General features: G+C 63.2%; 19 protein-coding genes. 9 read left to right on the top strand and 10 right to left on the bottom strand.

Annotated elements, in window-relative coordinates; genetic code table 11:
• Positions 1-129: 129 nt before the first annotated feature.
• The 3 genes from CP49_RS12740 to CP49_RS12730 form a co-directional block, all read right to left on the bottom strand.
• Entirely contained in the window at positions 130-420 is a 291-nt protein-coding gene (locus CP49_RS12740) for a hypothetical protein (RefSeq protein WP_156438344.1), read from the bottom strand.
• 267 nt (positions 421-687) lie between these two features.
• Positions 688-936, bottom strand: a complete 249-nt coding sequence (locus CP49_RS12735) for a hypothetical protein (protein ID WP_057850609.1) — start codon at positions 934-936, stop codon at positions 688-690.
• A gap of 429 nt (positions 937-1365) precedes the next feature.
• On the bottom strand, positions 1366-2811 hold the full coding sequence (locus CP49_RS12730; RefSeq protein WP_057850608.1) for a helix-turn-helix domain-containing protein: 1446 nt from the start codon (positions 2809-2811) through the stop codon (positions 1366-1368).
• Between the two features lie 407 nt (positions 2812-3218).
• Between CP49_RS12730 and CP49_RS12725 the strand changes: the two genes are divergently transcribed.
• From CP49_RS12725 to CP49_RS12710, 4 genes are all read left to right on the top strand, one after another.
• The gene (locus tag CP49_RS12725) at positions 3219-4856 is read left to right on the top strand and encodes an isocitrate lyase (protein WP_057850607.1); all 1638 of its coding nucleotides are present in this window, start codon (positions 3219-3221) and stop codon (positions 4854-4856) included.
• 19 nt (positions 4857-4875) lie between these two features.
• On the top strand, positions 4876-5085 hold the full coding sequence (locus CP49_RS12720; RefSeq protein WP_057850593.1) for a DUF4170 domain-containing protein: 210 nt from the start codon (positions 4876-4878) through the stop codon (positions 5083-5085).
• Between the two features lie 228 nt (positions 5086-5313).
• Positions 5314-5868 (top strand): hypothetical protein, encoded by a 555-nt coding sequence (locus tag CP49_RS12715; protein WP_057850592.1) that lies wholly within the window; start codon positions 5314-5316, stop codon positions 5866-5868.
• Between the two features lie 33 nt (positions 5869-5901).
• A complete protein-coding gene (locus tag CP49_RS12710; RefSeq protein ID WP_245310670.1) occupies positions 5902-6597 on the top strand; it encodes a glycine-rich domain-containing protein in 696 nt (231 codons plus the stop codon).
• Positions 6598-6600: 3 nt separating this feature from the next.
• Here the strand turns inward: CP49_RS12710 and CP49_RS12705 are convergent, their stop codons facing one another.
• On the bottom strand, positions 6601-7491 hold the full coding sequence (locus tag CP49_RS12705; protein ID WP_057850591.1) for a metallophosphoesterase family protein: 891 nt from the start codon (positions 7489-7491) through the stop codon (positions 6601-6603).
• A 94-nt stretch (positions 7492-7585) separates the two neighbouring features.
• Between CP49_RS12705 and CP49_RS12700 the strand changes: the two genes are divergently transcribed.
• From CP49_RS12700 to CP49_RS12685, 4 genes are all read left to right on the top strand, one after another.
• A complete protein-coding gene (locus tag CP49_RS12700) occupies positions 7586-8074 on the top strand; it encodes an NUDIX domain-containing protein (protein WP_057850590.1) in 489 nt (162 codons plus the stop codon).
• 59 nt (positions 8075-8133) lie between these two features.
• Positions 8134-9264 (top strand): hypothetical protein, encoded by a 1131-nt coding sequence (locus CP49_RS12695; RefSeq protein ID WP_057850589.1) that lies wholly within the window; start codon positions 8134-8136, stop codon positions 9262-9264.
• A gap of 46 nt (positions 9265-9310) precedes the next feature.
• Positions 9311-10246, top strand: a complete 936-nt coding sequence (locus CP49_RS12690) for a glycosyltransferase family 2 protein (RefSeq protein ID WP_057850588.1) — start codon at positions 9311-9313, stop codon at positions 10244-10246.
• A gap of 68 nt (positions 10247-10314) precedes the next feature.
• Positions 10315-10827 carry a GNAT family N-acetyltransferase gene (locus CP49_RS12685; RefSeq protein WP_057850587.1) on the top strand — a complete coding sequence of 171 codons (513 nt, stop codon included), beginning with the start codon at positions 10315-10317 and terminating at the stop codon, positions 10825-10827.
• Positions 10828-10863: 36 nt separating this feature from the next.
• Here the strand turns inward: CP49_RS12685 and CP49_RS12680 are convergent, their stop codons facing one another.
• The 3 genes from CP49_RS12680 to CP49_RS12670 all read right to left on the bottom strand — a co-directional run bounded on the left by CP49_RS12680 (position 10864) and on the right by CP49_RS12670 (position 15682).
• On the bottom strand, positions 10864-12663 hold the full coding sequence (locus CP49_RS12680) for a cation:proton antiporter domain-containing protein (RefSeq protein ID WP_063791682.1): 1800 nt from the start codon (positions 12661-12663) through the stop codon (positions 10864-10866).
• A gap of 131 nt (positions 12664-12794) precedes the next feature.
• Complete coding sequence (locus CP49_RS12675) at positions 12795-15179, bottom strand: TonB-dependent receptor (protein ID WP_057850586.1); 2385 nt, start codon at positions 15177-15179, stop codon at positions 12795-12797.
• Between the two features lie 107 nt (positions 15180-15286).
• Positions 15287-15682: a DUF2946 family protein gene (locus CP49_RS12670; protein WP_057850585.1), complete on the bottom strand. Its 396-nt coding sequence runs from the start codon at positions 15680-15682 to the stop codon at positions 15287-15289.
• Positions 15683-16170: 488 nt separating this feature from the next.
• Here CP49_RS12670 and zigA point away from each other — a divergent pair, with 488 nt between their 5' ends.
• Positions 16171-17379 (top strand): zinc metallochaperone GTPase ZigA, encoded by a 1209-nt coding sequence (gene zigA / locus CP49_RS12665; RefSeq protein ID WP_057850584.1) that lies wholly within the window; start codon positions 16171-16173, stop codon positions 17377-17379.
• Positions 17380-17793: 414 nt separating this feature from the next.
• Here the strand turns inward: zigA and CP49_RS12660 are convergent, their stop codons facing one another.
• The 3 genes from CP49_RS12660 to CP49_RS12650 form a co-directional block, all read right to left on the bottom strand.
• Positions 17794-19857 carry a hypothetical protein gene (locus CP49_RS12660; protein WP_057850583.1) on the bottom strand — a complete coding sequence of 688 codons (2064 nt, stop codon included), beginning with the start codon at positions 19855-19857 and terminating at the stop codon, positions 17794-17796.
• Between the two features lie 191 nt (positions 19858-20048).
• Entirely contained in the window at positions 20049-22874 is a 2826-nt protein-coding gene (locus CP49_RS12655) for a DUF4159 domain-containing protein (protein WP_057850605.1), read from the bottom strand.
• The coding region (locus CP49_RS12650) for a DUF58 domain-containing protein (protein ID WP_057850582.1) at positions 22874-23668 on the bottom strand (795 nt) is incomplete at its 5' end. The genes CP49_RS12655 and CP49_RS12650, both read right to left, overlap by 1 nt.

Below are 23668 nucleotides of genomic sequence, written 5' to 3'. Positions count from 1 at the left end.
GGGCTTGCCCCGCCCATCCACGTTCTTCCGGTGCAGCCAAAGACGTGGATGCCCGGGACAAGCCCGGGCATGACGATTGGGAGGCACCTGCTGCGGCTGCGATAGAATCGGCAGCGCGTCAGGAGCAATCTAATTCAACGTCAGCCACACCAGATTGCCGTCGTGCTGGCAGGTATTGCAGTGCGCCGGCTGGTTGAAGGTATTGGCGAGCTGCCATTCCTGCGCCTCGTTGCTCCATTGCGCCGTGGCGTGGCAGATGATGTCGTCGGAACCGCAGGCGGCGCAGACCGGCGTGGAACGGGCAGCCCGGTTCGTCACCTTCCGCTCGATCGGCGGCGGCCGGTCCTGGGGGATCCGGTCTTGACTGACCCGGTCCTGGACGATTTCGAACGGGTTCATCAGCTTCACACGTCGCAACATCGGGCCTGCATCCATCTGCGAGTCTTCGATTCGCCACTTTTCAAACTAGCGAATCGGCTTGGCCGTTCCATCGCAAAATTGCGGAATACCCACGTTTTAAATGTGATCGTCACCAGCGGGACACAGAAGCGCTTTTCGGCGGTGAAAGCGGTCTGTTGATGCATTGCACTGCGCCAATGGCGTGAGCGACCTGTAGAAAGATCGAACGTTGCGGATATGCGCAAGCGAAACGGCCCGGCATCGATGCCGGGCCGCGCTCTTGGAGAACTAGTACTTCTTCTTCGCAGCCGATCCGGTCGTCGTCTGCTTGCCGGGCGCGCTTTCCGAATGGCCCTTCGCCGTCTTCTTCTGATGTCCCGGTGCGTATTCGGACGCACCCGGCGCGGTCGAAGTCTTGCTCTTCTGCATCTTCTGTCCCGGGGCGACTTCCGAGGAACCCGGGGATTTCGCGGTGCCTTGCGCAAACGCCGCGGTCGTCAGCAGCACGGTCGAAACGGTAATCAGCGTTTTCAGCATTTGTCTCTCCTGTTGCAGGCAGCCAAGCAACGCTTCGTTTGCGGTGATGTTCCGCGTTTTCCCGATTGCGGTTGCGGAGCGATGTGCTGATGAACAGGCCTTCATCTTCTGCCGGACCTCATCCTGAGGAGGCGCGTAAGCGCCGTCTCGAAGGATGAAAGCCGAGATGCAACAGCAGCGGGGCCACATGGTTCGAGACGCGCGCAAGTGCGCGCTCCTCACCATGAGGGGCTAGAGGCTTGCGGGCGCTGCGCGATGCGTCGCAGGAATGCGAACGCATATCCATCCGTCGTCCCTGCGAACGCAGGGACCCATAACTACGGGGGGCAGTATTTTGCGCGCTGATCGGTCCATCGTGTTTCAACAACAATGGCCGCGGCGTATGGGTCCCTGCTTTCGCAGGGACGACGTGTTGAGAGAGCGTGGCCCTCACAACTCCCGCGCATTCGTAAACGCGAACGACGACACCCGCCGCGTGTTCTCATCCAAAATCAGCGTGCGCGTGATCGGCGGTTCGGCGCGCTGGCTGCAGTTTTCGCGTTCGCAGAGCCGGCAGTTGACGCCGATCGGCGTGCCCTCGGCCTTCTCCAGATCCATCCCTGCGGCATAGACGAGCTTCGACGCATGGCGGATTTCGCAGCCCAAGCCGATCGCAAAGCGCGGCTGCGGCTGCGGGTGCGGGGCGATCGGCCGGCGCACCATCTGTGCGATCGAGAAATAGCGCGTGCCGTCGGGCAGTTCGATCACCTGCTTGAGCAGGCGGTCCGGCGTGTCGAAGGTCGAATGCACGTTCCACAGCGGGCAGGTGCCGCCGAATTTCGAGAACGGGAACGTGCCGGAGGAAAACCGCTTGGAGACGTTGCCGGCATTGTCGACGCGGAGCAGGAAGAACGGCACGCCGCGCGCGTTCGGCCGCTGCAGCGTGGTGAGGCGGTGGCAGACCTGCTCGAAGCCGGCATTGAAGCGTTGCGCCAGCACGTGCACGTCGTAGTTCAAATTTTCCGCCGCGCTGTGGAACGGCTGATAAGGCATCATGACGGCGGCGGCGAAGTAGTTCGCCAGCGTAATACGGTAGAGCCGCCGCGGGGTGTCGTCGAGCGGGCCGGCGCGGTTGACGATGGCGTCTATGGAAGCGCCGCATTCGGCAAGGCCGATCTGCAGCGCCAACTGGAAAGCGCGCCCCGAGCCGTCGACCAGTTCGGAGATCAGAAGCTGCCTGCGATGGCGGTCGAACCGCCGCAGCGTCTCGCGCATCACGTCAACAGGCATAATGCGGGTGACGATCGAATGCTTTTCGCGTAGGCGCGCGGAAAGCGCCGCGAACAGCTCCTCGGCGGAGGCGTTGAGCTCGTCGCGCAGGTTTTCCGCGGCCTGTTCGAGTTCAGGGAAGTAATTGCGGTTGGCCTCGATCAGATCGCGCACGCGCTCGATCGGGTTGGCTTCGAACCGCGCGCCCTCGTCGCGGTCGGCCATCTGCGCCGCCACGAGAGTCTCGCCGCGGCGGGCCTCGGTATAGGCGGCATAGAGCCGTTGCAGGGAATGGGTGACGCCAGGGCAGAGTTCGGCGAGGTCGCGCAGTTCCTGCTTCGGCAGATCGATCTGGCGGAACAGCGGATCGGAAAAGATCTCGTTCAGTTCCGCAAAGAAACGGTCCTCGTCGGCGGTCGCGAGATCGCGGAGGTCGAGATCATAGGTTTCGGCCAGCCGCAGCAGGATCTGCGCGGTCACCGGCCGCTGGTTCCGCTCGATCAGGTTGATGTAGCTCGGCGAAATCCCGAGCCCCTCGGCGATCTGGGTCTGCGACAGCCCGAGCTGCTGGCGGATCCGCCGGAACCGGGGGCCGACGAAGAGTTTCTTTCCAGAGTCAGCGGCCATGACGTTGTTCCCGATGTTCGCGCTGCCGGTGGCCTCGTGGTTCGAGACGCGCGGCTTCGCCGCGCTCCTCACCATGAGGGTCTAACATCGGGCCAAGAGCTGGCATTCCAACCGGCCATGGTCTCAGGCCTCATCCTGAGGAGGCGCGCAGCGCCGTCTCGAAGGATGAAAGCCGTATAAACCCCGGCAGCTACCATGACCCAATCTTGTGACAAACTTTACAAAATGACATCTATTACAAGTTCATATGTTACATGACATCACCATTCAAAATCAAGGTATCTATACGAATTGGGAAGTTTCGCGTTTAGCTCTCAGTACGTTTCGCAACGCACTGTCAAGAATGTCGATAGAGAAGCGGCGAACATAGACGCTGCAGATTTGTCGTCACCGAAAGGATCATGCACATGAACTACCAGCCACGTGGGATCAGTGACCGGACTATCCAGGGACCGGCTTCCTATCTGAGCGAGATTGAAGCTGCCGAGGCGCTCCTCAAGACCAAGCCGACCTGGGACGGCGTCACCGCCGAAGCCGTGGCGCGCATGCGTCTGCAGAACCGCTTCAAGACCGGCCTGGACGTCGCCCGGTACACCGCGGCGCTGATGCGCAGCGATATGGCTGCCTATGACGCCGATCCGACCAAGTACACCCAGTCGCTCGGTTGCTGGCATGGCTTCATCGCGCAGCAGAAGCTGATTTCGGTCAAGAAGCATTTCGGTACGACCGATCGCCGCTATCTGTATCTCTCCGGCTGGATGATCGCCGCGCTTCGCTCCGAGTTCGGACCGCTTCCCGATCAGTCGATGCACGAGAAGACCTCGGTGCCGGCGCTGATCGAGGAGCTCTACACCTTCCTGCGTCAGGCGGACTCCCGTGAGCTCAACGATATCTTCCGCGCCCTCGACGCCGCTCGCAAGGCAGGCGACCAGGCGAAGGAAAAGGCGCTGATCGAAAAGATCGACAACTTCCAGACCCATGTCGTGCCCGTCATCGCCGACATCGACGCCGGTTTTGGTAATGCGGAGGCGACCTATCTGCTCGCAAAGAAGATGATTGAAGCAGGTGCGTGCGCTCTGCAGATCGAAAATCAGGTCTCCGACGAAAAGCAGTGCGGCCACCAGGACGGCAAGGTGACCGTTCCGCACGAGGTGTTCCTGGCGAAGATCCGGGCCTGTCGCCATGCCTTCCTCGAACTGGGTGTCGAAGACGGCATCATCGTGACCCGCACCGACTCGCTGGGTGCCGGTCTCACGCAGCAGATCGCTGTGAGCCACAAGCCCGGCGACCTCGGCGATCAGTACAACAGCTTCCTGGATTGCGAGGAAGTGACAGCCGCCAACGCCAGGAATGGCGATGTCATCATCAACCGCAACGGCAAGATGATGCGTCCGAAGCGGCTTGCCAGCAACCTCTATCAGTTCCGGGCCGGCACTGGCGAAGATCGCTGCGTGCTCGACTGCATCACCTCGCTGCAGAACGGTGCCGACCTGCTGTGGATCGAGACCGAGAAGCCGCATATCGAGCAGATCGCCAAGATGGTTGACCGCATTCGCGAGGTCATCCCGAACGCGAAGCTGGCCTACAACAATTCGCCCTCGTTCAATTGGACGCTCAACTTCCGTTGGCAGGTGTACGACGCGATGAAGGAAGCCGGCAAGGATGTCAGCAAGTACAATCGGGCCGAACTGATGAAGCCGGAATACGACGATACGCCGCTGGCCATTGAAGCCGACGAGCGCATCCGCACCTTCCAGGCCGATTCAGCAAAGCGTGCTGGCATCTTCCACCATCTGATCACGTTGCCGACCTATCACACGGCAGCTCTGTCGACCGATAATCTCGCGAAGGAATATTTCGGCGAGCAGGGCATGCTGGGCTATGTGAAGAATGTTCAGCGCCAGGAGATCCGTCAGGGCATCGCCTGTGCAAAGCATCAGAACATGGCCGGCTCCGATATCGGCGACGATCACAAGGAATATTTCGCCGGTGAAGCCGCTCTGAAGGCGGGCGGCGCGCACAACACGATGAACCAGTTCGGCTAGCGCTGGAAGGAGACTGACAATGACCAAAGGCAGCAATTTCTGGGTGATTGGCGGCGAGTTCGGATCGATGAACTTCCACAAGCTCGTGGAAGGCTCGGCTCAGGTACAGGGACCCTTCAAGACCCGCAAGGAGGCAGAGGATGCCTGGCGCGCGGTCTCGGAAGAGAACCGCCACAAGGCCGGGGTGCGCTTTTCGATCGTCGAAGAGCCCTCCCGCGTCTCGGCCTGATAAAACTTAAGAAAACGGCCCAAGGACAGGCGGCCCCATCCGGATCTCCGGGTGGGGCCGTCTGCGTTGAAGCACCCCCTCCCGCTTGCGGGGGAGGGGTGGGGGCGCCGCCGCAGACTCAGAACCCGGTGGATCGCTAACCTATTGCAAACAAACAGCCATTGCGCGCAACATAGTTACTGCTAGGTTAACCGGGCCAAACCCCCTTCAGGATAAAGGCGGCTACCGATGTCAGACGCGCAAAATACCGCCAGTGAAGCCCGTGACATGCGACCGACGCGGCTGCGCGACGCGCTCCGCCAGGCCCGCATCGAAGCCGCCGATCGCACCGGCGTCGTGGTCGAACTGCGCGATGCCGAAGTCGCCCGGCTCGAGATCCTGAATGAGGCGCTCGATCCCTTGTTCGCCGAGGTGCCGGAGCAGATCGACCTGTTCGATCGCGGCGTCAGCCAGGGCGAGACGCCGCGGCTGTGGATCGACGTGGTGGCGCATGTGGTGATGGGGCGCGACAAGCGCATCTACCGCTTCGTGCAGGATACCCGCTTCGGCCGCATCGTGATCGCGGAGTCGCATGACGTGCCCGTTATCGTCGATGCTGTCACCGGCTACGTCGCGCGCCGCATGATCGAGCGCGAGCATGCGATGGTGGCAACGCCCGTGGCCGAGCCGGCCGTGGAAAAAAAGCCTCGCCGCCGCGGCTTCGGATCATTCGTGCTCGGCTTCGTGCTGGGCGCCGTGGCGCTGTTCGGATTGGCGCTGTATGCGAGTCTGAAAAATTTCTAGCCGGAGCCGGCAGCTCGGTTATTCGGGGGCATCGTGGCAGCCGCTTCATCCATACCGTTATTCGCCCTGCTTGTCGGCGCACTGTTCGGAACGTCCTGGCTGTACGGCAAGTGGCGCACGCTGCGGCGCGCCGAATTCATCCGCACCTTTCGCTGGCCGCGCGGGCTGCTCGAGCGGCTGGAGAAGCATCACCCCGGCTTTCAGCGCAAGGACAGCGCGCTCGTCTCGCGGGGCCTGCGGCAGTTTTTCCTCGCCTATCTCATGAGTGGCAAGCGCTACGTCTCGATGCCCTCGCAAGTCGCCGACGATCTCTGGCACGAGTTCATCCTGTACACGCGCGAGTACGACGCGTTCTGCCGGCGAGCCTTCGGTGGCTTCCTCCACCACACGCCCGCCGTCGTCCTCAGCGAGCACCGCAAGAGCAACGAGGGCCTGCGCCGCGTCTGGTGGTATTGCTGCAAATACGAGAACATCGATCCGGTCCGTCCCACGCGTCTGCCGCTGCTGTTTGCGCTCGACAGCAAGTTCAATATCGCAAACGGGTTCGTCTACCACCCCGATTGCGATGAGCTGCGCAAGAACGGCAGCGGCGCCGCGTATTGCGGCGGCGATTTCGCCGATACGTCGTTCGACGGCAGTTCGGACGGATTTGGCGATGCCGGCGGCGGCGGAAGCGGTGATGGCGGCAGCGGTGGCGACGGGGGTGGTGGCTGTGGCGGCGGGGACTAGGCGTCAGGACAATCTGACGTGTTGCAATTCGCTGATATCGCCGTGATCTCCGAAGCCGCGCACGGTCTGCACGCAGCGCCATTTGCCGCCCTCGCGCGAGATCGAAAACAAATTGTAGGCAGCGGCGGGATAATGCCGGTGCGCCAGCGCCGATGCCGACGGCACGCCGATTGCGGGGATCTGGCGGCCGGCGCCTTCGAGCCACATCGTCGAATGGATGTGGTCGTGGCCGTGCAGGACCAGTTCCGCGCCGCGCCGCTTCAGCACGGCACGGAGCGCCATCGAGTCCGTCAGGCGCTTCATGCGCGAACTCGAATGCAAGGGATGATGCACCAGCAGCACCCGGAAGGCCTCATCCGCGGACATCTGCGCCAGATGGCGATCCAGCGCATCGAGCTGCGCGCGGCCGAGCCGACCCGTGGCCATCAGCGGCAGCGTCGGCACCGCCGAGGACACCCCGATCAGCGCCAGCGGGCCGCGTCGGCGCACAAACGGAAACCGCGTTCCGTTCGTCTCGGCATCGCCACGCAGATATTGCTCGAACGTGCCGGCGAAATGATGCCGCGTCGCCCGCACATAGGCGTCGTGATTGCCGGGAACGACGGTGACCTGCTGCGGCGTGCCGACGCTTTCGAGCCACGCCTGCGCCGGGGCGAACTCCGCCTCGAGCGCCAGGTTGACGAGATCGCCCGTTACCGCAATGTGGTCCGGCCGCTGCGCCTGCATGTCGGCGACCAACGCGTCGAGCACCTCGCGGTGGTGATATTTGTGGCGGTTGCGGGTCCAGTTGAGATAGCCGAGCACACGCTTGCCCGCGAGATCGCGAAGCCGCGCCGCGGGCAGCGGCGGCAGATGCGGATCGGACAGATGCGCCAGCGTGAAGATATCGGTCATTCGCGCTCCGCCGCATTCTCTGTGATATAGAGCCGCCGCATGATCATTCGGCGATATAAGGATCAAACGTGACACCTGTCCATCCGAGGTTGGCGTGACGGCGCTTCAGCACTTGCGAAAACGTTTCGAACCGCCATTGCGGCGGGCCTTCCACCTCTATTGGCGGATGGCCCGCGGCATGACGCTCGGGGTCCGCGGCGTCGTGCTCGATGGCGACGACAAGGTGTTTCTGGTCAGGCATAGCTACGTCTCGGGCTGGCATCTGCCGGGTGGTGGGGTCGAGGTCGGCGAAACCTTTCTCGAAGCCTTGCGGCGGGAGCTGATAGAGGAGGGGCGGATCGAACTGACCGGGGAGCCGGTCCTGCACGGCCTGTTCTTCAACGGCCACGTCTCCCGCCGCGACCATGTCGCGGTCTATGTCATCAGGCAATTCCGGCAGGACCGCCTGCCGAAGCCCAACCACGAGATCGTCGAGTGCGGGTTCTATGATGCCGGCGCACTGCCTGCCGAGACGACCAGAGGCACACGCCTTCGGATCGCCGAAGTGCTTGATGGGGCGGCGCCGATTGCGACCTGGCGTTAGGGATCGCCTATGCTAGTCATCCTTCAGCGCAAATTCGAAGCCGGGGCGATCAGGCAGAAATGAAATTCCTGAAGATTCTTTGCGCGATTGGCTTCCTCGTCGTGCTGGTCAGCAATATCTGGTCGATATCCGGCTGGATCGAGGCCCGTGGGGTCTATGACGATATCTGCTACCTTCGGCAGGCGCATTTGTTCGAGCGATTTGGCCTTGGTGGCATCGACACCAACATTGCTTTCGATGACGATCATTATCTCAAGAACAAGATGAAGGAGATCGGCTATCCGGAATGGAATGACCCGAAGCGAATGCCCTGCCACACCCTCACTCCGTCTGCGGACAAATACGTCCTGCAGTATCCGCCCGGAACCGGCTTCGTCCTCTCGCTGTTTCCCGCCGGATTTCAGGTAATTCCGCTATACGTGCTGACGTCGGTTGTTGCCGTCGGCTTTTTGCTCCTCGCGCTGACCTATGCGTCCACGCTTTACCGGCTGATGCTGGTTGCTGCGTTCGGGGACTGTGCGATCTATCTGATGATCAATCCGACCAAGGCCAGTTATTCGGTGGCGCCGACCATGATCGTGTGCGCGATGGCGGGCTTTCTGACAGCGAAAGCCTTCATGGACTGGCCTCGGCATCGGCTCTTCTTGCTGGCGCTAATTGGCCTGCTGCTTGGCCTCTCCGTCAATTTTCGTTTGCCAAACCTGTTTCTGGCCGCCGGCTATTGCCTGTATCTTGCCGGCGCATTCCTGCTGGCGCGCAGCAGGGAGACTTTCCTGCAGGGTCTCTCGTTCGGAACTGCCTTGCTGATCGGAATGGCGCCGACGCTGATCGCGAACGCGATCAATGCGGGAGGCCCGTTCTCGACCACCTATGGCAGCGTCGACGTTGTGCCACCGGAGCTGAATTCGGAAATCGTCTGGCGATATGTCGTCGATGTTCAGTTCATCCTGCTGACGATCGCGGCTGTCTGGACGGGCCTGCTATGGTATTTCAATCGAACAAGGGCCGGGTGGGTTACCGTTCTGGTCGCCATTAACCTCGCGGTAAACCTGATTTTCTTCATGACCCATCCGATTTTTACGCCTTATTATATTATTCCGATCGACATGCTCTCTCTGTGGACCCTGCTGTTCGCAACGCTCGATTTGCGGGCGGACAAGTCGACCTTTCCCAAGCCGGCCAACGCCTGATTGCGATATAACGCGCCATGGACAGACTTGATTCGGTGAGCGTGCGATGACGGTACCGGCGCTGCGGATTGCGGTTCTGGTGCCGTGCTTCAATGAGGAAGCCGCGGTCGCCACCGTGGTCTCCGATTTCCGCAAGGCTCTGCCGACGGCCCAGATTTTTGTCTACGACAACAATTCCAGGGACCGAACCGTCGAGGTGGCGCGCGCGGCCGGCGCCATCGTGCGCAGCGAGCGCCGCCAGGGCAAGGGGCATGTGGTGCGGCGCATGTTCGCCGATGTCGATGCCGACGTCTATGTACTGGTCGATGGTGACGCCACCTATGACGCGCCAAGCGCCCTGCGCATGATCGATGCGCTCGTTAACGATCACCTCGATATGGTAGTGGGATTCCGCGTCGACCAATCTGTCGCCGCCTACCGGCCTGGCCATCGCACCGGCAACTGGATGCTGACGAGTTTCCTTTCCTCGGTGTTCGGCCAGGCGTTCAAGGATATCCTGTCCGGCTACCGCGTGTTCTCGCGCCGCTTCGTCAAGTCCTTTCCGGTGCTGTCCGACGGCTTCGAGATCGAAACCGAGCTCAGCGTACACGCGCTTGAACTGGCGCTGCCGGTGATGGAAGTCGAGACGCCATATTATGCCCGCCCCGAAGGATCGTTCAGCAAGCTCAACACCTGGCGCGACGGTTTCCGGATTCTCGGCACCATCCTGAAGCTGTACCGGTCGGAAAAGCCGCTGCGATTCTTCACGGTCATCGGCGTCTTCCTGATGCTGGTCTCGATCGGCCTCGCGATTCCCGTGATCATTACCTATCTCGAGGAAGGCATTGTGCCGCGGCTGCCTACCGCGGTGCTCTCGATGGGCCTGATGATCGTGGCGGTACTGTCGGTAGCCTCGGGGCTGGTGTTGGATACGGTGACGCGCGGACGCCGTGAAATGAAGCTTTTGGCCTATTTGTCCCAGCCCGCCATTGGCAGGGATTGAGCCAATATAGGGATGGCCGCTTCCAGCGATGGACCGCGCCGCTGCCAGATGCTATCCCGCGCCCCATCATGAGCGAACTTGACGTCACCATCCTCCCCGAAACACCAAAAGACGCGCAGGCGATCGAACGCTTGCACGAGCGCACATTCGGTCCCGGCCGTTTCGTGCTGAGCGCCTACCGCCTGCGCGAGCATGTCGATCACCTGCTCGACCTCTCGTTTACGGCGCGGATCGGCACATTGCTGGTCGGCTCCGTGCGCCAGTTGCCGATCTGCATCGGCGATACGCAGGCCCTGATGCTTGGGCCGTTGACGGTCGAGCCGCCGTTCCGGAAGCGCGGCGTCGGCCGCATGCTGCTCGATCGCTCGCTGCAGGACGCCAAGGCCAAGGGCCATCGCCTTGTCATTCTGGTCGGCGATGAACCCTATTACAGCCGCGTCGGCTTCAAGGTCATACCGAAGGGACGCGTGATCATGCCAGGTCCCGTCGATTACAGCCGCCTGCTGGTGGCGGAACTGGTCGAGGGTGCCTTTGACGGTGTCTCCGGCGATATCCGGCCGGACTGGAGCAAGGCGCGGTAGCCTGGCGCGGCGGTGCAGCTCTGCAGGGCCGCGTCGCTATCGGAAAAGTCGACGCTTTTTGGTGCCGGCCGCCGGCTTCGGCTCGAATCCACCGTTTCCGGCCGCCTGCTGCAGTTCGTGCCGAAACTCCTCACGCTTCTCGTGGATGGACGCAACGACCAGTCCCATCGCCACTCCCAGGCCGATCAGGGCTGCTTCTGATAACAGCAGGCTTGCCTCAATGGTTTCCGGCACGGCGTCGGTGACGCCGATCCTGTAGAGATGCCGCGCGTGGTCGGCATCGCGAGCGCGCGAAACGATCAGTATATCTTTCCGTAGCGCGCGAACCTGTGCGACGATTTCGTCGATGCCTGCAGGTTCATTGATCGTGACGATGACCGCCGCGGCTTCCATGAGCCCGCAGCTCTTCAAGAACTCCGGATTTGTCGCGTCACCGTAAAAGACGGTGCGCCCTTGTCTTCGCTGCTCCGGAACAGCCGCAGCATCATTGTCGACGGCAAGATACTTGAACTCGTGGCGATCGAGCATCGCGCAGACGACCTGTCCAACTCGGCCATGTCCGACAACAATGGCATGACCGCTCCCTCCTGTTGGCGCGACGGCGAGTTCGGGGGCGAGCGGCTTATCTTCGCGCACCATCGGCGCAAGACGTCGTGCGACATGGGACAGGGCGGGGGTGAGCATCATCGTCAGCGATGTCAGTGCGACGGCAAAACTCGATACGTTCGCGTCGATCAGGCCAAGCGTCGTCGCCATCCCGATGCCGACAAAGGCAAACTCGCCGCCGGGGCCGAGCAACAGACCGACCTCGAGCGCCGCCGGCCAGGAGAGACGAAACATTCGGGCCAGGAAGATGAGGATGACGGACTTTACGGCGATCAACCCGGCCGCACCCGCAATCAGCCAGACCGGGTCGCGGGCCAGTTCTCGGAAATCGATGTTCATGCCGACCGTGAAGAAGAACAGGCCTAGCAGGAGACCCTTGAAAGGATCGATGGCAGTCTCGATCGCTTTTCGGAATTCCGTCTCGGCAAGCAGCAATCCAGCGACGAAGGCGCCAAGAGCCATGGAGAAGCCAGCCAGGGCGGCGGCCACTCCGGTTGCGACGATCACGAACAGCGTTGTTGCGACGAACAGATCGCTCATGCCCACCGATGCGACCAGACGGAACAGGGGTCTCATCACCACGCGACCAACGATGACAATCACGCCGAGAGCAATGGCGGCGTTGAGGAGCGCGAGAGCGAGTGTGACAACGACCGAGCCAGACTCGCTCGCGCCAAAAATGGAGATAAAGAGCAGGAGAGGAGCGACTGCCAGGTCTTGCGCCAGCAACGTCGCAAAGCTCGCCCGTCCCGCGCTTGTGCTGAGTCGCCTTTGCCGGGAAAGAATCTCAACGACAATGGCTGTCGAGGACAAGGCTAGGCACGCGCCGAGGATGAGCGCCACCGGAGCTTTGTTCCCCACAAGGGCGGCGGCCGTCCCGATCGCCACCGTGGAGAGGACGATCTGCAAGGTGCCTAGCCCGAAGATCAGGCGGCGCATCGCCTTCAATCGATCGTACGACAATTCCATGCCGATCAGGAACAGCAGGAAAACGACGCCAAGGTTCGCAATGCCGGAAACGTTCTTGGGATCGACGACCGTGAACCAGTAGAGAAACGGGAAATGCTCGATGAACGATCCCAGCCCAAGAGGCCCCAGGATCGCGCCGGCGCCGAGATAGCCAAGGACGGGATTGAGGCCGAACCGCCGGACCAACGGAATGATGACACCCGCTGTGCCGAGCAGAACGAGCGCGTCGCTGTAGACGTGAATATTGATAGGCGCAGTCATCTAGCGGTTGTGCATCTGCTTCCACGGGCTGGGAACATGACGGTGGATACGCGGTATCCACCGTCATTCCAAACGAACGTTAGCTGGTGGCACCAGCTAACGCCATCCCTGGGAAGCGCACCGCCCGCGCTCTAGAACTTCAGGTTGGCAAACGCGCGCACGCCAATGCCCGGTAGCAAGACCTCGTCCTTGTTGAACGACGCCGAATTGCGGATGTTCTCGTTCAAGAGGTTGTTGCCGACGAGGCCGACGATCATTTCCCGCGCTCCGAACCAGGTGGGATCGAGCTTCGTCCTGTAGCTGACCTCCGCCTTCAACAAATTATAGCTCGCAGTCGGCGTCTCGCCGACCGGGGCGATATCGTTCTGAGCGAAGGCGTGCAGCAGGTTGATCCGCGTCAGCCAGTTGGCATCGCGCCAGAACAGGCCGCCTCCCACGCGCACAGGTGGGATACGCGGGACATTAGTGCCGTCGTCGAAGGTTGCGCGGACGACGTCGAACTGGTTCTCGATGCCCCAGATGCCGCCGTAGAGCGGCCCGACGTCCAACTGGCTCTGGAATTCGCCGCCACGGAAGGTGGCGTCGCGCTGCGAATAGATCGCCTGGTTCAACTCAAGGGGAAAGGCCGGGTCCGCAGGACCGACGCAAGCGACATCTTCGCAGGTATTGCCGGTGAGACGGCGGTAAATGAAGCCATTGAACTTGGTGTAGTAGGCCGTCGCCTCGAACCTCAATGGTCCAGTCGCGCGTCGTAGTCCGATCTCGATCGATTTGGCGGTTTCGATGCCGAGATTGGGATTGCCGATATCGAACGTGGCGGTCGCATCGTGCGGTCCGCGCGAAAACAATTCCGCCGGCTTGGGCGCGCGCTCGACGTATTGGGCGGTAATGCTTGCGACAAGACCCCCTGACAAATCCTGGAGCAGACCGACGCTTGCACTCTTCGGCGTGAAGTTCAGGTTGCGCGCCGTCGGCGGACCAATGGCGGCAGGGTCGACGTTGAGGTCGAACAGCTCCGGAACAAATGCCGGCGTCGTTCCGCTGAGACTGACATGCTCGATACGGCCCGCGATCTGCGCCTTGGTTGAATCAGTGAACTTCAACTCGTTGAAGACGTAGCCGGCGCCCCTGTTATTCTTGTTAGGATCAAACAACCCGTTGAGCGGGCTGGTCGGATCGTCCGGGCTTGATGCCGTCAGTTCCTGATGCCCGGCCTGCAGGCCGAAGGCGGTCGTAACAGCGGCAAAGCGCGCGTTGAACGGCGCCATCTGCACCTCGACGCGCCCTTCCTGCTCCTTGTTGGTGAAGGTCTGCCGCACGCCGGCGGATGAGAGGTCGGCGGGATCTGCAAGACCGATCTCGTTGTGCTTGTAATCGGTGGCGCCCGCCCAGAACCTGATGGCATCGACTGCCGCCGCGTCCGGCCGGTATTCGCCCTTGGCCGTGAATTTGGTCTGGCGCGCGTCGATGCGGGTCTGGTGATCGGCGCCATCGATGCCAGGGATACGATAGAGCGTATCGTTCTGCGTGATCGCCGCGCCGATAAATCCGCCATGGAAGATGTAGGAGCCGCCAATCGATGCACCAGCCGCCTGCATCGCCGAATTCGGCTGCCGGCCGTTGACCGGCCGGGTCTGGTCGAACAAATACGGATAGCTCGGAATGCTGTAATCGCTGGCCTTGCGGCCATAGGCGTCGGCATGGAACGCGAAATTGCCGCCGCCGGCATCGATCAGGATGCCGCCATCGACACCGCGGTCGACGGAACTGACGGCCGTTCGGGTTTCGACCGTGACGCAGGACGGTGACCCCACGTTTGCGAGCGGCGCTTTCGCCGGCAGTCCGTAGGTCTGGAACGGGGTGGCCGCGCATGAAGGCAGGGCGTCCGGGATGCGATTGTTGGTTGCGCTGACGACGCCGCCGATCGATGTCGATCCGTAGCGCAGCGCCGCCGGACCACGGATGACTTCGACCTGGTTTGTCGCCAGTGGATCGACCGGCACGAAATGATCTTCGCCGAGATCGGAGGCGCCGCCAGCGTTGGTGCCGTTCTCGAGGATGCCGACGCGATTGACGTCGAGGCCCCGGATGATCGGCCGGCTCGCGGCACCGGGCGCGAAGGTTGAGCCGGTAATGCCGGGCTTCGAGAACAGGAGATCGCCAAGCTGGGCGGTGCCTTGGCGGCGGATCTCCTCGTTGGGCACCACGGTAACCGTTGCGAATTGATCAGTCACGACAGGCAGCACGCCCTGTTGGGGCGCGGCGGCGACAGGCGCGGCTTGCGGTTCTGCCGCGGGTTGCCGAATCTGGCCGGGCGCGGCACGAACGACGCGTGCTGGCGTTCGCGGCGGCGCGGGTTTGCGCCGCACGATCGGGCTCGGCGCCGTCACGGTGATTTCAGGTAGTTGCGTCGACGATGGTGGTGTGGCTTGGGCCAGCGCCCCGTCGGCCGTCGCGCATAGCAACAGCCAGCTTGCTCCACCGAAATGGAACGCTCGTTTCTTCTTGAATGTCATTGTCCCGATCCCAATCCCGCCAAGGTGCGACGGGCCGATTCCGATTTTTCCCTCGGGAAACCGCGCTAGGCGCGGCAATCCCTCGGGCTTGCATCAATCAATCGATGTCAGACGGCGGGAGGCGCGCGGGACTGAAACGGCGGATGGAGCGAGCCGAGATGCGCGAATTCGGCCTCGGTTGCCAGATGGAGGAGTTCGATCGCCTGTGGCAGCTCCAGCAAAGGCGAGCTGGCAAACAGGAAATTGTTGGCCAGCGAGTTGACGGCGCAGATGACGCAGGCATGCGCCGTATGCTGATCGGTCTCGTGATCGGAAGGCTGATGCTGCTGTACCTCGCCGGCCGCATCAAGCGCGGCGTGGACGAGATCGGCGCCCGTCAGGCCCGGTCGTGGCGTCTGCGCGGCAGCCTCGTGGAAATGCCCGAACGACAGCGCAAACTGGATGGCGAGCGCGAACAGCGCCAGCCGCGAGCCAGTTTTGATGTTCGACCGGAACCACTTCATGCCGACAGGCGCCCCGCATCGAAGGGCCAAGAGCACTCCTGGCCCCTTCGATGTTATATTATAACATCAGGCATCACCGGACCGGTCAACCTTGGCCCGTCCGCGTGGCAGCACAATCTGAACGGCCTGTGTGATTACAGCAACGGTGGACAAGCTTCATGAGGGCGAGCGCGCCGCACGTAACGCTCCCTGGCTCGTTCGGATGACCAAGTGCGCTTGGACGCTGTCTCGTCTCGCGAGCCGACCACTCCGCGCGGAATCGATAAGGGCCGAACACATCTGACGCATGCGCCTACTCCGACGAAAAAATGCGCATGCCACCTGCAGAGTAATTGATCCGCCGCCCCCGGTTGGTCGGGCTCCGATTTTCCCGGTTGACAGCTCCTCGATCCCGAATGTTATGTTATAACATAACATATTCTGGAGTTCCCAAATGCTTCGCCGTCCCCGACTGGGACTCCGTCAACTGAACAGGCTCTTTGATCTCCATGCGCAAACTCCCCGTCACCGTCTTGTCCGGCTTCCTCGGGGCTGGAAAGACAACTTTGCTAAACCATGTGCTGAACAACCGTCACGGCCTGAAGGTGGCGGTGATTGTGAACGACATGAGCGAGGTCAACATCGACGCAGACCTCGTGCGCGATGGAGGTGCGAACCTGTCGCGGACTGACGAAAAGCTTGTCGAAATGACCAACGGGTGCATTTGCTGCACGCTGCGCGACGACCTGCTCAAGGAAGTTCGTGCGCTCGCCGAGGGCAATCGGTTCGACTACCTCCTGATCGAATCGACGGGCATTTCGGAGCCGCTTCCCGTCGCCGCGACGTTCGATTTCCGTACCGAAGAAGGAGACAGTCTTTCCGATGTGGCGGTGCTCGACACGATGGTGACGGTGGTCGACGCGGTAAATCTGCTGAGGGACTATTCCTCGACGGATTTCCTGAGGGATCGGGGCGAATCGCTCGGGGCTGACGACAAGCGCACGATGGTGGATTTGCTGGTCGAGCAGATCGAGTTCGCCGATGTGGTGGTGCTCAACAAGATCGACGATGCTTCCAAAGACCAACTGGAAGCCGCCCGCAAAATCATCCGCGCGCTGAATCCCGCCGCCGATATCGTCGAGACCAATTTCTCCAATGCGCCCTTCGAGCGCATTCTCAACACCGGGCGCTTCGATTTTGAGAAGGCGCAGCAACATCCGCTTTGGTTTAAGGAACTGTATGGCTTTGCAGACCACAAGCCCGAGACCGAACAATACGGCGTCAGCAATTTCGTTTACCGCGCGCGCCGGCCGTTCGATCCCGTCAAGTTCCATCAGTTTCTGAAGGAGACTTGGCCCGGAGTCATCCGGGCGAAGGGGCATTTCTGGATCGCTACGCGTCCGCAGTGGCTGGGTGAACTGAGCCAGGCGGGCGCGATCGTCCGCACTGAAGGTCTGGGATTTTGGTGGGCCAACGTACCTGCTGAGCGCTGGCCGAACGATCCGTTCTGGCGGCAATCGCTCAAGAAGAACTGGAACGAGCTATATGGCGACCGCCGACAGGAAATCGTCTTCATCGGCACGGATATGGACCGGGATGCTATCGGCGCACGCCTCGACGCTTGCCTTGTTCCGGGAAAACCTGGAATGCACATCGAGGAATGGAGCAGACTGGTCGATCCGTTTCCCAGATGGCGCCGCGCCGACAAGGCTGCATAGGGCCGATCCACCAGACCAACGCCGCTCAGCGCCCCTCGCGCACTTAGGTCGCCGCAAACGCACCTAGCAGCAACATAGGTTGCCGGGAGACCGGCATTCTCATTTTCTCCGAAAATGTCCGACCTCAAGGCACAGCTCTACCGACGGACTGCAAGCAAAGCGCCCGCTTAAGTATCCTTTGACCGACGTTACCCAAGGCAGGGCTTATAATTCCTTAGCCTGTCAGGAGACGATGGTGCGAAAATCGCAGACCCGTCATCCCCGCGCAACGGCTTCGCCGTTGTCGCTGGAGGTGCGAGCGGAGCGAGCCTCGAAGGATGTACGGCCGCGGACGGGGCCGTCGCCCTTACGGCGCTAACGCGCCTCCTCAGGGTGACGGACAAAAAGGTGGGTCCGCCCCGAAATGAAGCCGCTTCAGCGCCCCTCGCGCACCCAGGTCGCCGCGAAGGCGCCGAGCAGCAGCAACAGCCCGATCAGGCCGGCGAACATCGGCAGCACGCCGACGCCCTTGACGACGCTGGCGTCGCGCATCTTCACGCCCATCCAGCCATCGCCGTGGAAGATGCCGGAGGCGCGCACCGGGACCACACGGGGGAGGTCGATGCTGCCGCCATCGGCCACGCGGCGCGCATCGCCGCCGGTCGCCTGCGCCAGCGGCTTCAGCATCTCCGTGGTCGAGGTGACTTCCGAAAATTCCTTCGGATTGGTCGGCCCGACATTGATCAGGGCTTTCAGCGCGCCGTCAGTTGCCTGCCACAGCCCGAGTTCGTTGGCGGGAAGGGTGGAGCGCCAGGTGCCGGGCTCGCTTGCCGTCAGCGTGAGTTCTTTCGTGGCGCCACTCGGCGACGTCACGGTCACCGGCGGCACGTTGTCGGCCATGGTCTGGCGCAGCACCACGAGGTCCTTGCCCTGGATCTGCAGGCGCAGCGCCTCTTCATCCAGATCAGGCTGCTTCATGAGCCAGTGCGACATGCGCCGCAGCAGATCGAGATGCGGCCCGCCGCCCTCATAGCCGCGTGCCCACAGCCAGATGTGGTCCGTCAGCAAGAGCGCGACGCGGCCTTCGCCGAAGCGCGACAGCAGGAGCAGCGGCTTGCCGTCGGCGCCGGTCATCACGGGCGCGCCAATCGCGTTGCGCGTTTCCACCGTACGGAAGAAGCGGCTCCAGCGCGGCGGCTCGCTGGCGGAGCCTTCGAGGCCGCGCGTCACCGGGTGGCGCTTACCGGCGTCGCTCAAGTGCGCATAGAACGGCTTTTCAGTGACCCCGACCGGTTCTGCCGGCAACACCGTATCCAAGGGCGTGCGCCAGATGCTGCTAGTCGAGGCGTAGTCTGGTCCGGCGGATACCAGCACCGCGCCCCCGGCGCGCACATAGCGCGCCATATTCTCAAAATAGGGAATCGGCAGCACGCCCTGGCGGGCGTAACGATCGAAGATAATCAACTGGAATTCGTTGATCCTCTGCTGGAACAATTCGCGCGTCGGAAACGCGATCAGCGACAATTCGTTGATCGGCGTGCCGTCCTGCTTCTCCGGCGGGCGCAGAATCGTGAAATGCACGAGGTCGATGCTCGCGTCGGACTTCAACAGATTGCGCCAGGTGCGTTCGCCGGAATGCGGTTCGCCTGATACCAGTAGCACGCGCAGCCTGTCGCGGACGCCTTCGATCGCGACCACGGCGCGGTTGTTGACCAGCGTCAGCTCGTTGTCGAGCGGCGAGGCCTCGATCTCGACGATGTTCGCCCCGGCATGCTTGATGTCGACCTCGACATTGGAGGTCTGGCCGCTCGCGAGCGTGCGCTCGTTGATCACCTCGCCGTCGCGGCGCACCACGATCCTGGCGCGCTGGCCGGTGACGCCCTGGTCGTCGAGCCGGTAGGTGATGGTCTGGGGCTGTCCGACGATACCGAAACGCGGCGCGGCCGAAATCGCGATACGGCGGTCGCGCTCGTCCTTGCGTCCGGTGACGAGCGCGTGCACCGGCGCCTGGAAGCCGAGCGCGGCGGCGTTAGGGGGAATGTCATGCACCCGTCCATCCGTGATCAGGAACGCGCCGGCGACGCGGTCGACCGGAACGTCGGACAGCGCCGAGGACAGCGCGCCGAACAGCTTGGTGCCGTCGGTCTCGCCGTCGGCCTGTCCGGCCTCGATGACGCGGACTTCCAGCCCCTTGATCTTCTTCAGCGTATCGACCAGCGCCTCCTGCGCCTTGGCCGCCTCCTGGTTGCGGGTGCCGAAATTCTGGCTCGGGCTCTTGTCGATCACGACGGCGGCGACCGAGGACAGCGGCTCGCGGTCCTCGCGCGTGAAGGAGGGATTGGCAAGCGCCAGCAGGATCAGCGCCAGCGCCGCGACGCGCACGGCAGCTCCGCGCGAACGCCCGAGCAGCAATAGCGCCGAGATCGCGACGATCGCAGCGAGCGCGATCCACAGCACGAGTGTCGGAACGAGGGGGGTGAAGGCGATGCCGTATTGCATTTATCTATCCAGCAAGTTGGCGTCATCCCCGAGCGAACGCAATTGCGTTCGTCTTGGAGGTGCGCGTCGCTCTTGCGGCGCGCCTCGAAGGACGTGTTGTGTGGCCATCCTTCGAGGCTCGTGGAGCCTGTCATCGGGCCGCGCTTCGCGCGGACCCGTTGGCTCGCACCTCAGGATGGCGACGGCGACCATCATTGCCCCAACCGCTCGATCAGGGCAGGCGCGTGGACCTGGTCGGCCTTGTAGTTGCCGGTCAGGGTGTACATCACGATGTTGACGCCGGAGCGGAACGCGAATTCGCGCTGGCGCGGCTCGCCCGGCGTCAGCGGCAGCATCGGCTGCCCATCCGGGCGGTGCGCCCAGGCGCCGGCGAGATCGTTCGAGGTGATGATGATGGGCGAGACGCCGTCGCCGCCGCGCGCCGGGCGCGAGGCTGCGTCGTCGTCATCTTCGCGCGGCAGGGTCTCGACCCAGGTCTGGCCCGAGTTGAAGCGGCCGGGGAAATCGCGCAGCAGGTAAAACGTCTTGGTCAGCACGTGCTCGCGCGGCACCGGCTCCAGTTCAGGCACGTCGAGCGAGGAGAGAATTTCACGCAAGGTGCGCATGCCCGGCGTCTGCGACGCGCCGTTCTCGCCCGGCGGCGCCTCGACTGCATCGCGCGTGTCGAAGATCACCGTGCCGCCCTGTTTCATGTAGGCGTCGATGCGGTTGATGGCATCCTGCGGCGGCTTCGGCGCGCCCGGCACCACCGGCCAGTAGATCAGCGGAAAGAATGCCAGTTCGTCGCGCGCAGGATCGACGCCGACGGGATCGCCGGCCTCCAGCGCGGTACGCTGCGCCAGGAACAGCGTCAGTCCGGTCATGCCGGCCTTGACGATGGAATCGACGTCGGCATTTCCCGTGACAACATAGGCAAGGCGCGTCTGCGACACCGACTTGATGGCGAACTCATCGTTGCCCTGGGCGCGGCTGCCTTGGGCGCGCGTCGGCGAAGGCGCGATCAAGGCCGCGGATAGCATCAGGGCCAACAGAACGGCGGCAGCCGCGGTGCGCCGCCGCCACAACGCGGCAAGGCCGGCGCCCAGCATCGCGACCACGACTGCGTCGATCAGGAACAGCGCGAGCGACGACGACAGCAGGATGCCGCGCAAATCGCGCGGTTCCGCGTTGGTGTAGCTGGCGCGCTGCGCGCGCAAGGAGGACGTATCGAGCGGCGCGATGCGATCGGCGGAGGCCAGCGTGTTGACCGCGATCGGGCCGTCGGCCGGGCCGTAGAAGCCCGGCGGATGTTCTGACGTACCGCGGTCGCGATAATCCGCCGGCATCGGCTTGGCGTTCGAAGGCGGCGGTCCGAATGCGCCGAAACCGTCGAGGGTACGCAGCGGTGCCACGGTCTCGACATTGGTCGCCTCGCTCGCAACGCCCGCACCGGGTTTCGAGGTATAGCCGGACATGTCGACCAGCCGGCGCAGCATTTCGACGAAGCTGCCGGACATCGGCAGGTCCGACCAGCGCGAGTCGGCGCCGACATGGAACAGGCTGACAATGCCCCTGCCGCGATGCTCGCCGGTGACCAGCGGCGTGCCGTCTTCCAGCGACGCCCAGGTCTTGGTTGCGAGCACTGCATCCGGCTGGGCCAGCACCTGCCGGTTCACGGTGATGTCCTTGGGCACCGCAAGTCCCGCGAACGGACCGTCGGCGGCGAAGGAAGCCAGATGCTGCGGCTTTTCCCAGGTCAGGCTGCCGCCGAGGATGCGGCCGCCGCGACGCAGTTTCACGGGCACCAGGTCGTCATCGGCCTGCGCCAGACGGGGGCCGGCGAAACGCACCAGCACGCCGCCCTGATCGATCCACGCGTTCAGCCGCTCGCGGATTTCCGGCGACAGCGTGCCGACGTCGGCGAGTACGATCATCGGCAGCCGCTGATCGAGGAATTGCGCGATCACCTGCTGCGGCGCGCCGCGGTCGCCCAGCCGCACGTCGGCGAATGGCGACAACGCGCGGGTCAGATAGAAGGTCGATGCCAATAGCGGCTGGGCGGTATCGCTGGTCGCGCCGGTAACGACGCCGACGGCGCGCCGCCGCCACCGCTTGTCGAGCAGTTGCACCGCGCCGGCCGATCGTTCGCCCGATATTTCCAGCCGCGAAATGTCGTTGCGCAGTTCGACGGGCAGATCGAACGCCGCTTCGCTCTCGCGATCCTGCATTCCAAACGCGTAGCGCGCTTCGCCGATCGGCGAGCCCTTGGCATCGATCGCGCGAACCACGCCCGCGGCGACGCCGCCGGTGGTGCGCAGCACCTTGACCGTCATCTTCGCCGCGGCGTTTTCGGCGGCAACCAGCGCCTGCGCCGGGGCTGCGCCGCCCTCGAACACCGTCAGCTTGCGGTCGCCGATCGTCTTGCCGAGATTTTCGACAAATTCGGCGCCGCGCCCGGTATCAACGCCGTCGGACAGCCATGTGATCTCGGCGTCTCCAGTGGCCTTCAGGAAGCGGTCGAGCGCGCCAAGGGTGTCGACGCGGTCGATCGAATAGGGCTTCGGCGCGACCTGGCGCAGCGCGACCCGCGCCGTGCCGGCCGGCATCAGCGTGATGTCGCGCGCGGGCTCGGAAAGCGGAACGAGTGCAACGCCGCGGCGGTCGTTTTCGGCATTGGCGATCAGTTCGTCCGCGGCCTTGATCCGCGTGTCCCAGCTTGCAGCCGCGCTCCAGCCATCGTCGAGCAGGATCACCAATGGCGCGTTGCTGCCGCCGGCCGCGGTCTGCGGATTCCAGATCGGGCCTGCGGCGGCAAGGATGACCAGCGCCGCGGCGGCGAGGCGCAGCGCCGTCAGCCACCACGGGGTCCGCGACGGAGTTTCTTCCTTCGGCTTGATGTCGAACAAGAGCCGCGTCGGCGGAAACTCGATCCGCCTCGGCCGCGGCGGCATGACGCGCAACAGCCACCACAGCACCGGCAGGCTCAACAGGCCCAGCAGTAGCAGCGGTTGCGCAAAGGTGAGGGGGAGGCCCGCTATCATGCGCTGCGCCCCGCCTTGACGGTTGAGCCGCGCGCGGTTCCCTTAGCTACCATCATCCCCGAATGCAGAAACAGCAGCAGCTCGGCGGCGGAACGGCTGGTGGTGTGGGTCGAGAACAACCAGTCGAGCTTGTTGGTCTCGCTGCGGATCTCGTCGCGATGCAGTGCTACGCGCGTGACGTAGTCGCTGGCCCAGCTTTCGGCGCGGCCCGCGGTGATCACGCCAAAGCCTTCCGGCTCGACGAATTCGACCCGGCCGGCATAAGGAAAGGTTTCCTCGGCGGGATCGACCACCTGGATCAGCGTGCCATGGGCGCCGGAGGATGACAGGCCGGCGAGCATCGTCCTGATTTCGCTCATCGGCGACCAGAAGTCGGACAATACGACAATTTCGGCCAGCGCCGACGGGACAAAGGACGGCGGCAGGCTCGCGCGCACTGCATCGTCGTGCAACATCGCCTGCGCCATCTTGTCGATCACGTTGCGGCTTGCGGTCGGGTTCATCAGGCCGGGAATGCCGACGCGTTCACCGCCCGAAACCAATAGTTCGGCGAGCGCAAACGTCACGATCAGGCCGCGCTCCAGCTTACTGTCGCGCGCACCCTTGGACGCAAATACCATCGACGGCGAACGGTCGGGCCACAGCCACACCGTATGCGCAGCCTCCCATTCCTGCTCGCGGACATAGAGATGATCGTCGCGCGCCGAGCGCCGCCAGTCGACATTCTGCGACGGCTCGCCGGAGACGAAGCGGCGGTACTGCCAAAAGCTCTCGCCGGCGCCAGCGCGGCG

The sequence above is a fragment of the Bradyrhizobium valentinum genome, assembly GCF_001440405.1.
Taxonomy (GTDB): domain Bacteria; phylum Pseudomonadota; class Alphaproteobacteria; order Rhizobiales; family Xanthobacteraceae; genus Bradyrhizobium; species Bradyrhizobium valentinum.
Note: the sequence above shows the minus strand (reverse complement) of the source record. Positions and strands in the feature narration are given on the sequence as shown.

What these genes read in the sequence shown, in the direction of transcription:
- CP49_RS12740 (WP_156438344.1), bottom strand. Translation starts at nt 420, where the DNA reads ATGTTGCGACGTGTGAAGCTGATGAACCCGTTCGAAATCGTCCAGGAC.
- CP49_RS12735 (WP_057850609.1), bottom strand. Translation starts at nt 936, where the DNA reads ATGCTGAAAACGCTGATTACCGTTTCGACCGTGCTGCTGACGACCGCG.
- CP49_RS12730 (WP_057850608.1), bottom strand. Translation starts at nt 2,811, where the DNA reads ATGGCCGCTGACTCTGGAAAGAAACTCTTCGTCGGCCCCCGGTTCCGG.
- CP49_RS12725 (WP_057850607.1), top strand. Translation starts at nt 3,219, where the DNA reads ATGAACTACCAGCCACGTGGGATCAGTGACCGGACTATCCAGGGACCG.
- CP49_RS12720 (WP_057850593.1), top strand. Translation starts at nt 4,876, where the DNA reads ATGACCAAAGGCAGCAATTTCTGGGTGATTGGCGGCGAGTTCGGATCG.
- CP49_RS12715 (WP_057850592.1), top strand. Translation starts at nt 5,314, where the DNA reads ATGTCAGACGCGCAAAATACCGCCAGTGAAGCCCGTGACATGCGACCG.
- CP49_RS12705 (WP_057850591.1), bottom strand. Translation starts at nt 7,491, where the DNA reads ATGACCGATATCTTCACGCTGGCGCATCTGTCCGATCCGCATCTGCCG.
- CP49_RS12695 (WP_057850589.1), top strand. Translation starts at nt 8,134, where the DNA reads ATGAAATTCCTGAAGATTCTTTGCGCGATTGGCTTCCTCGTCGTGCTG.
- CP49_RS12690 (WP_057850588.1), top strand. Translation starts at nt 9,311, where the DNA reads ATGACGGTACCGGCGCTGCGGATTGCGGTTCTGGTGCCGTGCTTCAAT.
- CP49_RS12685 (WP_057850587.1), top strand. Translation starts at nt 10,315, where the DNA reads ATGAGCGAACTTGACGTCACCATCCTCCCCGAAACACCAAAAGACGCG.
- CP49_RS12680 (WP_063791682.1), bottom strand. Translation starts at nt 12,663, where the DNA reads ATGACTGCGCCTATCAATATTCACGTCTACAGCGACGCGCTCGTTCTG.
- CP49_RS12675 (WP_057850586.1), bottom strand. Translation starts at nt 15,179, where the DNA reads ATGACATTCAAGAAGAAACGAGCGTTCCATTTCGGTGGAGCAAGCTGG.
- CP49_RS12670 (WP_057850585.1), bottom strand. Translation starts at nt 15,682, where the DNA reads ATGAAGTGGTTCCGGTCGAACATCAAAACTGGCTCGCGGCTGGCGCTG.
- zigA (WP_057850584.1), top strand. Translation starts at nt 16,171, where the DNA reads ATGCGCAAACTCCCCGTCACCGTCTTGTCCGGCTTCCTCGGGGCTGGA.
- CP49_RS12660 (WP_057850583.1), bottom strand. Translation starts at nt 19,857, where the DNA reads ATGCAATACGGCATCGCCTTCACCCCCCTCGTTCCGACACTCGTGCTG.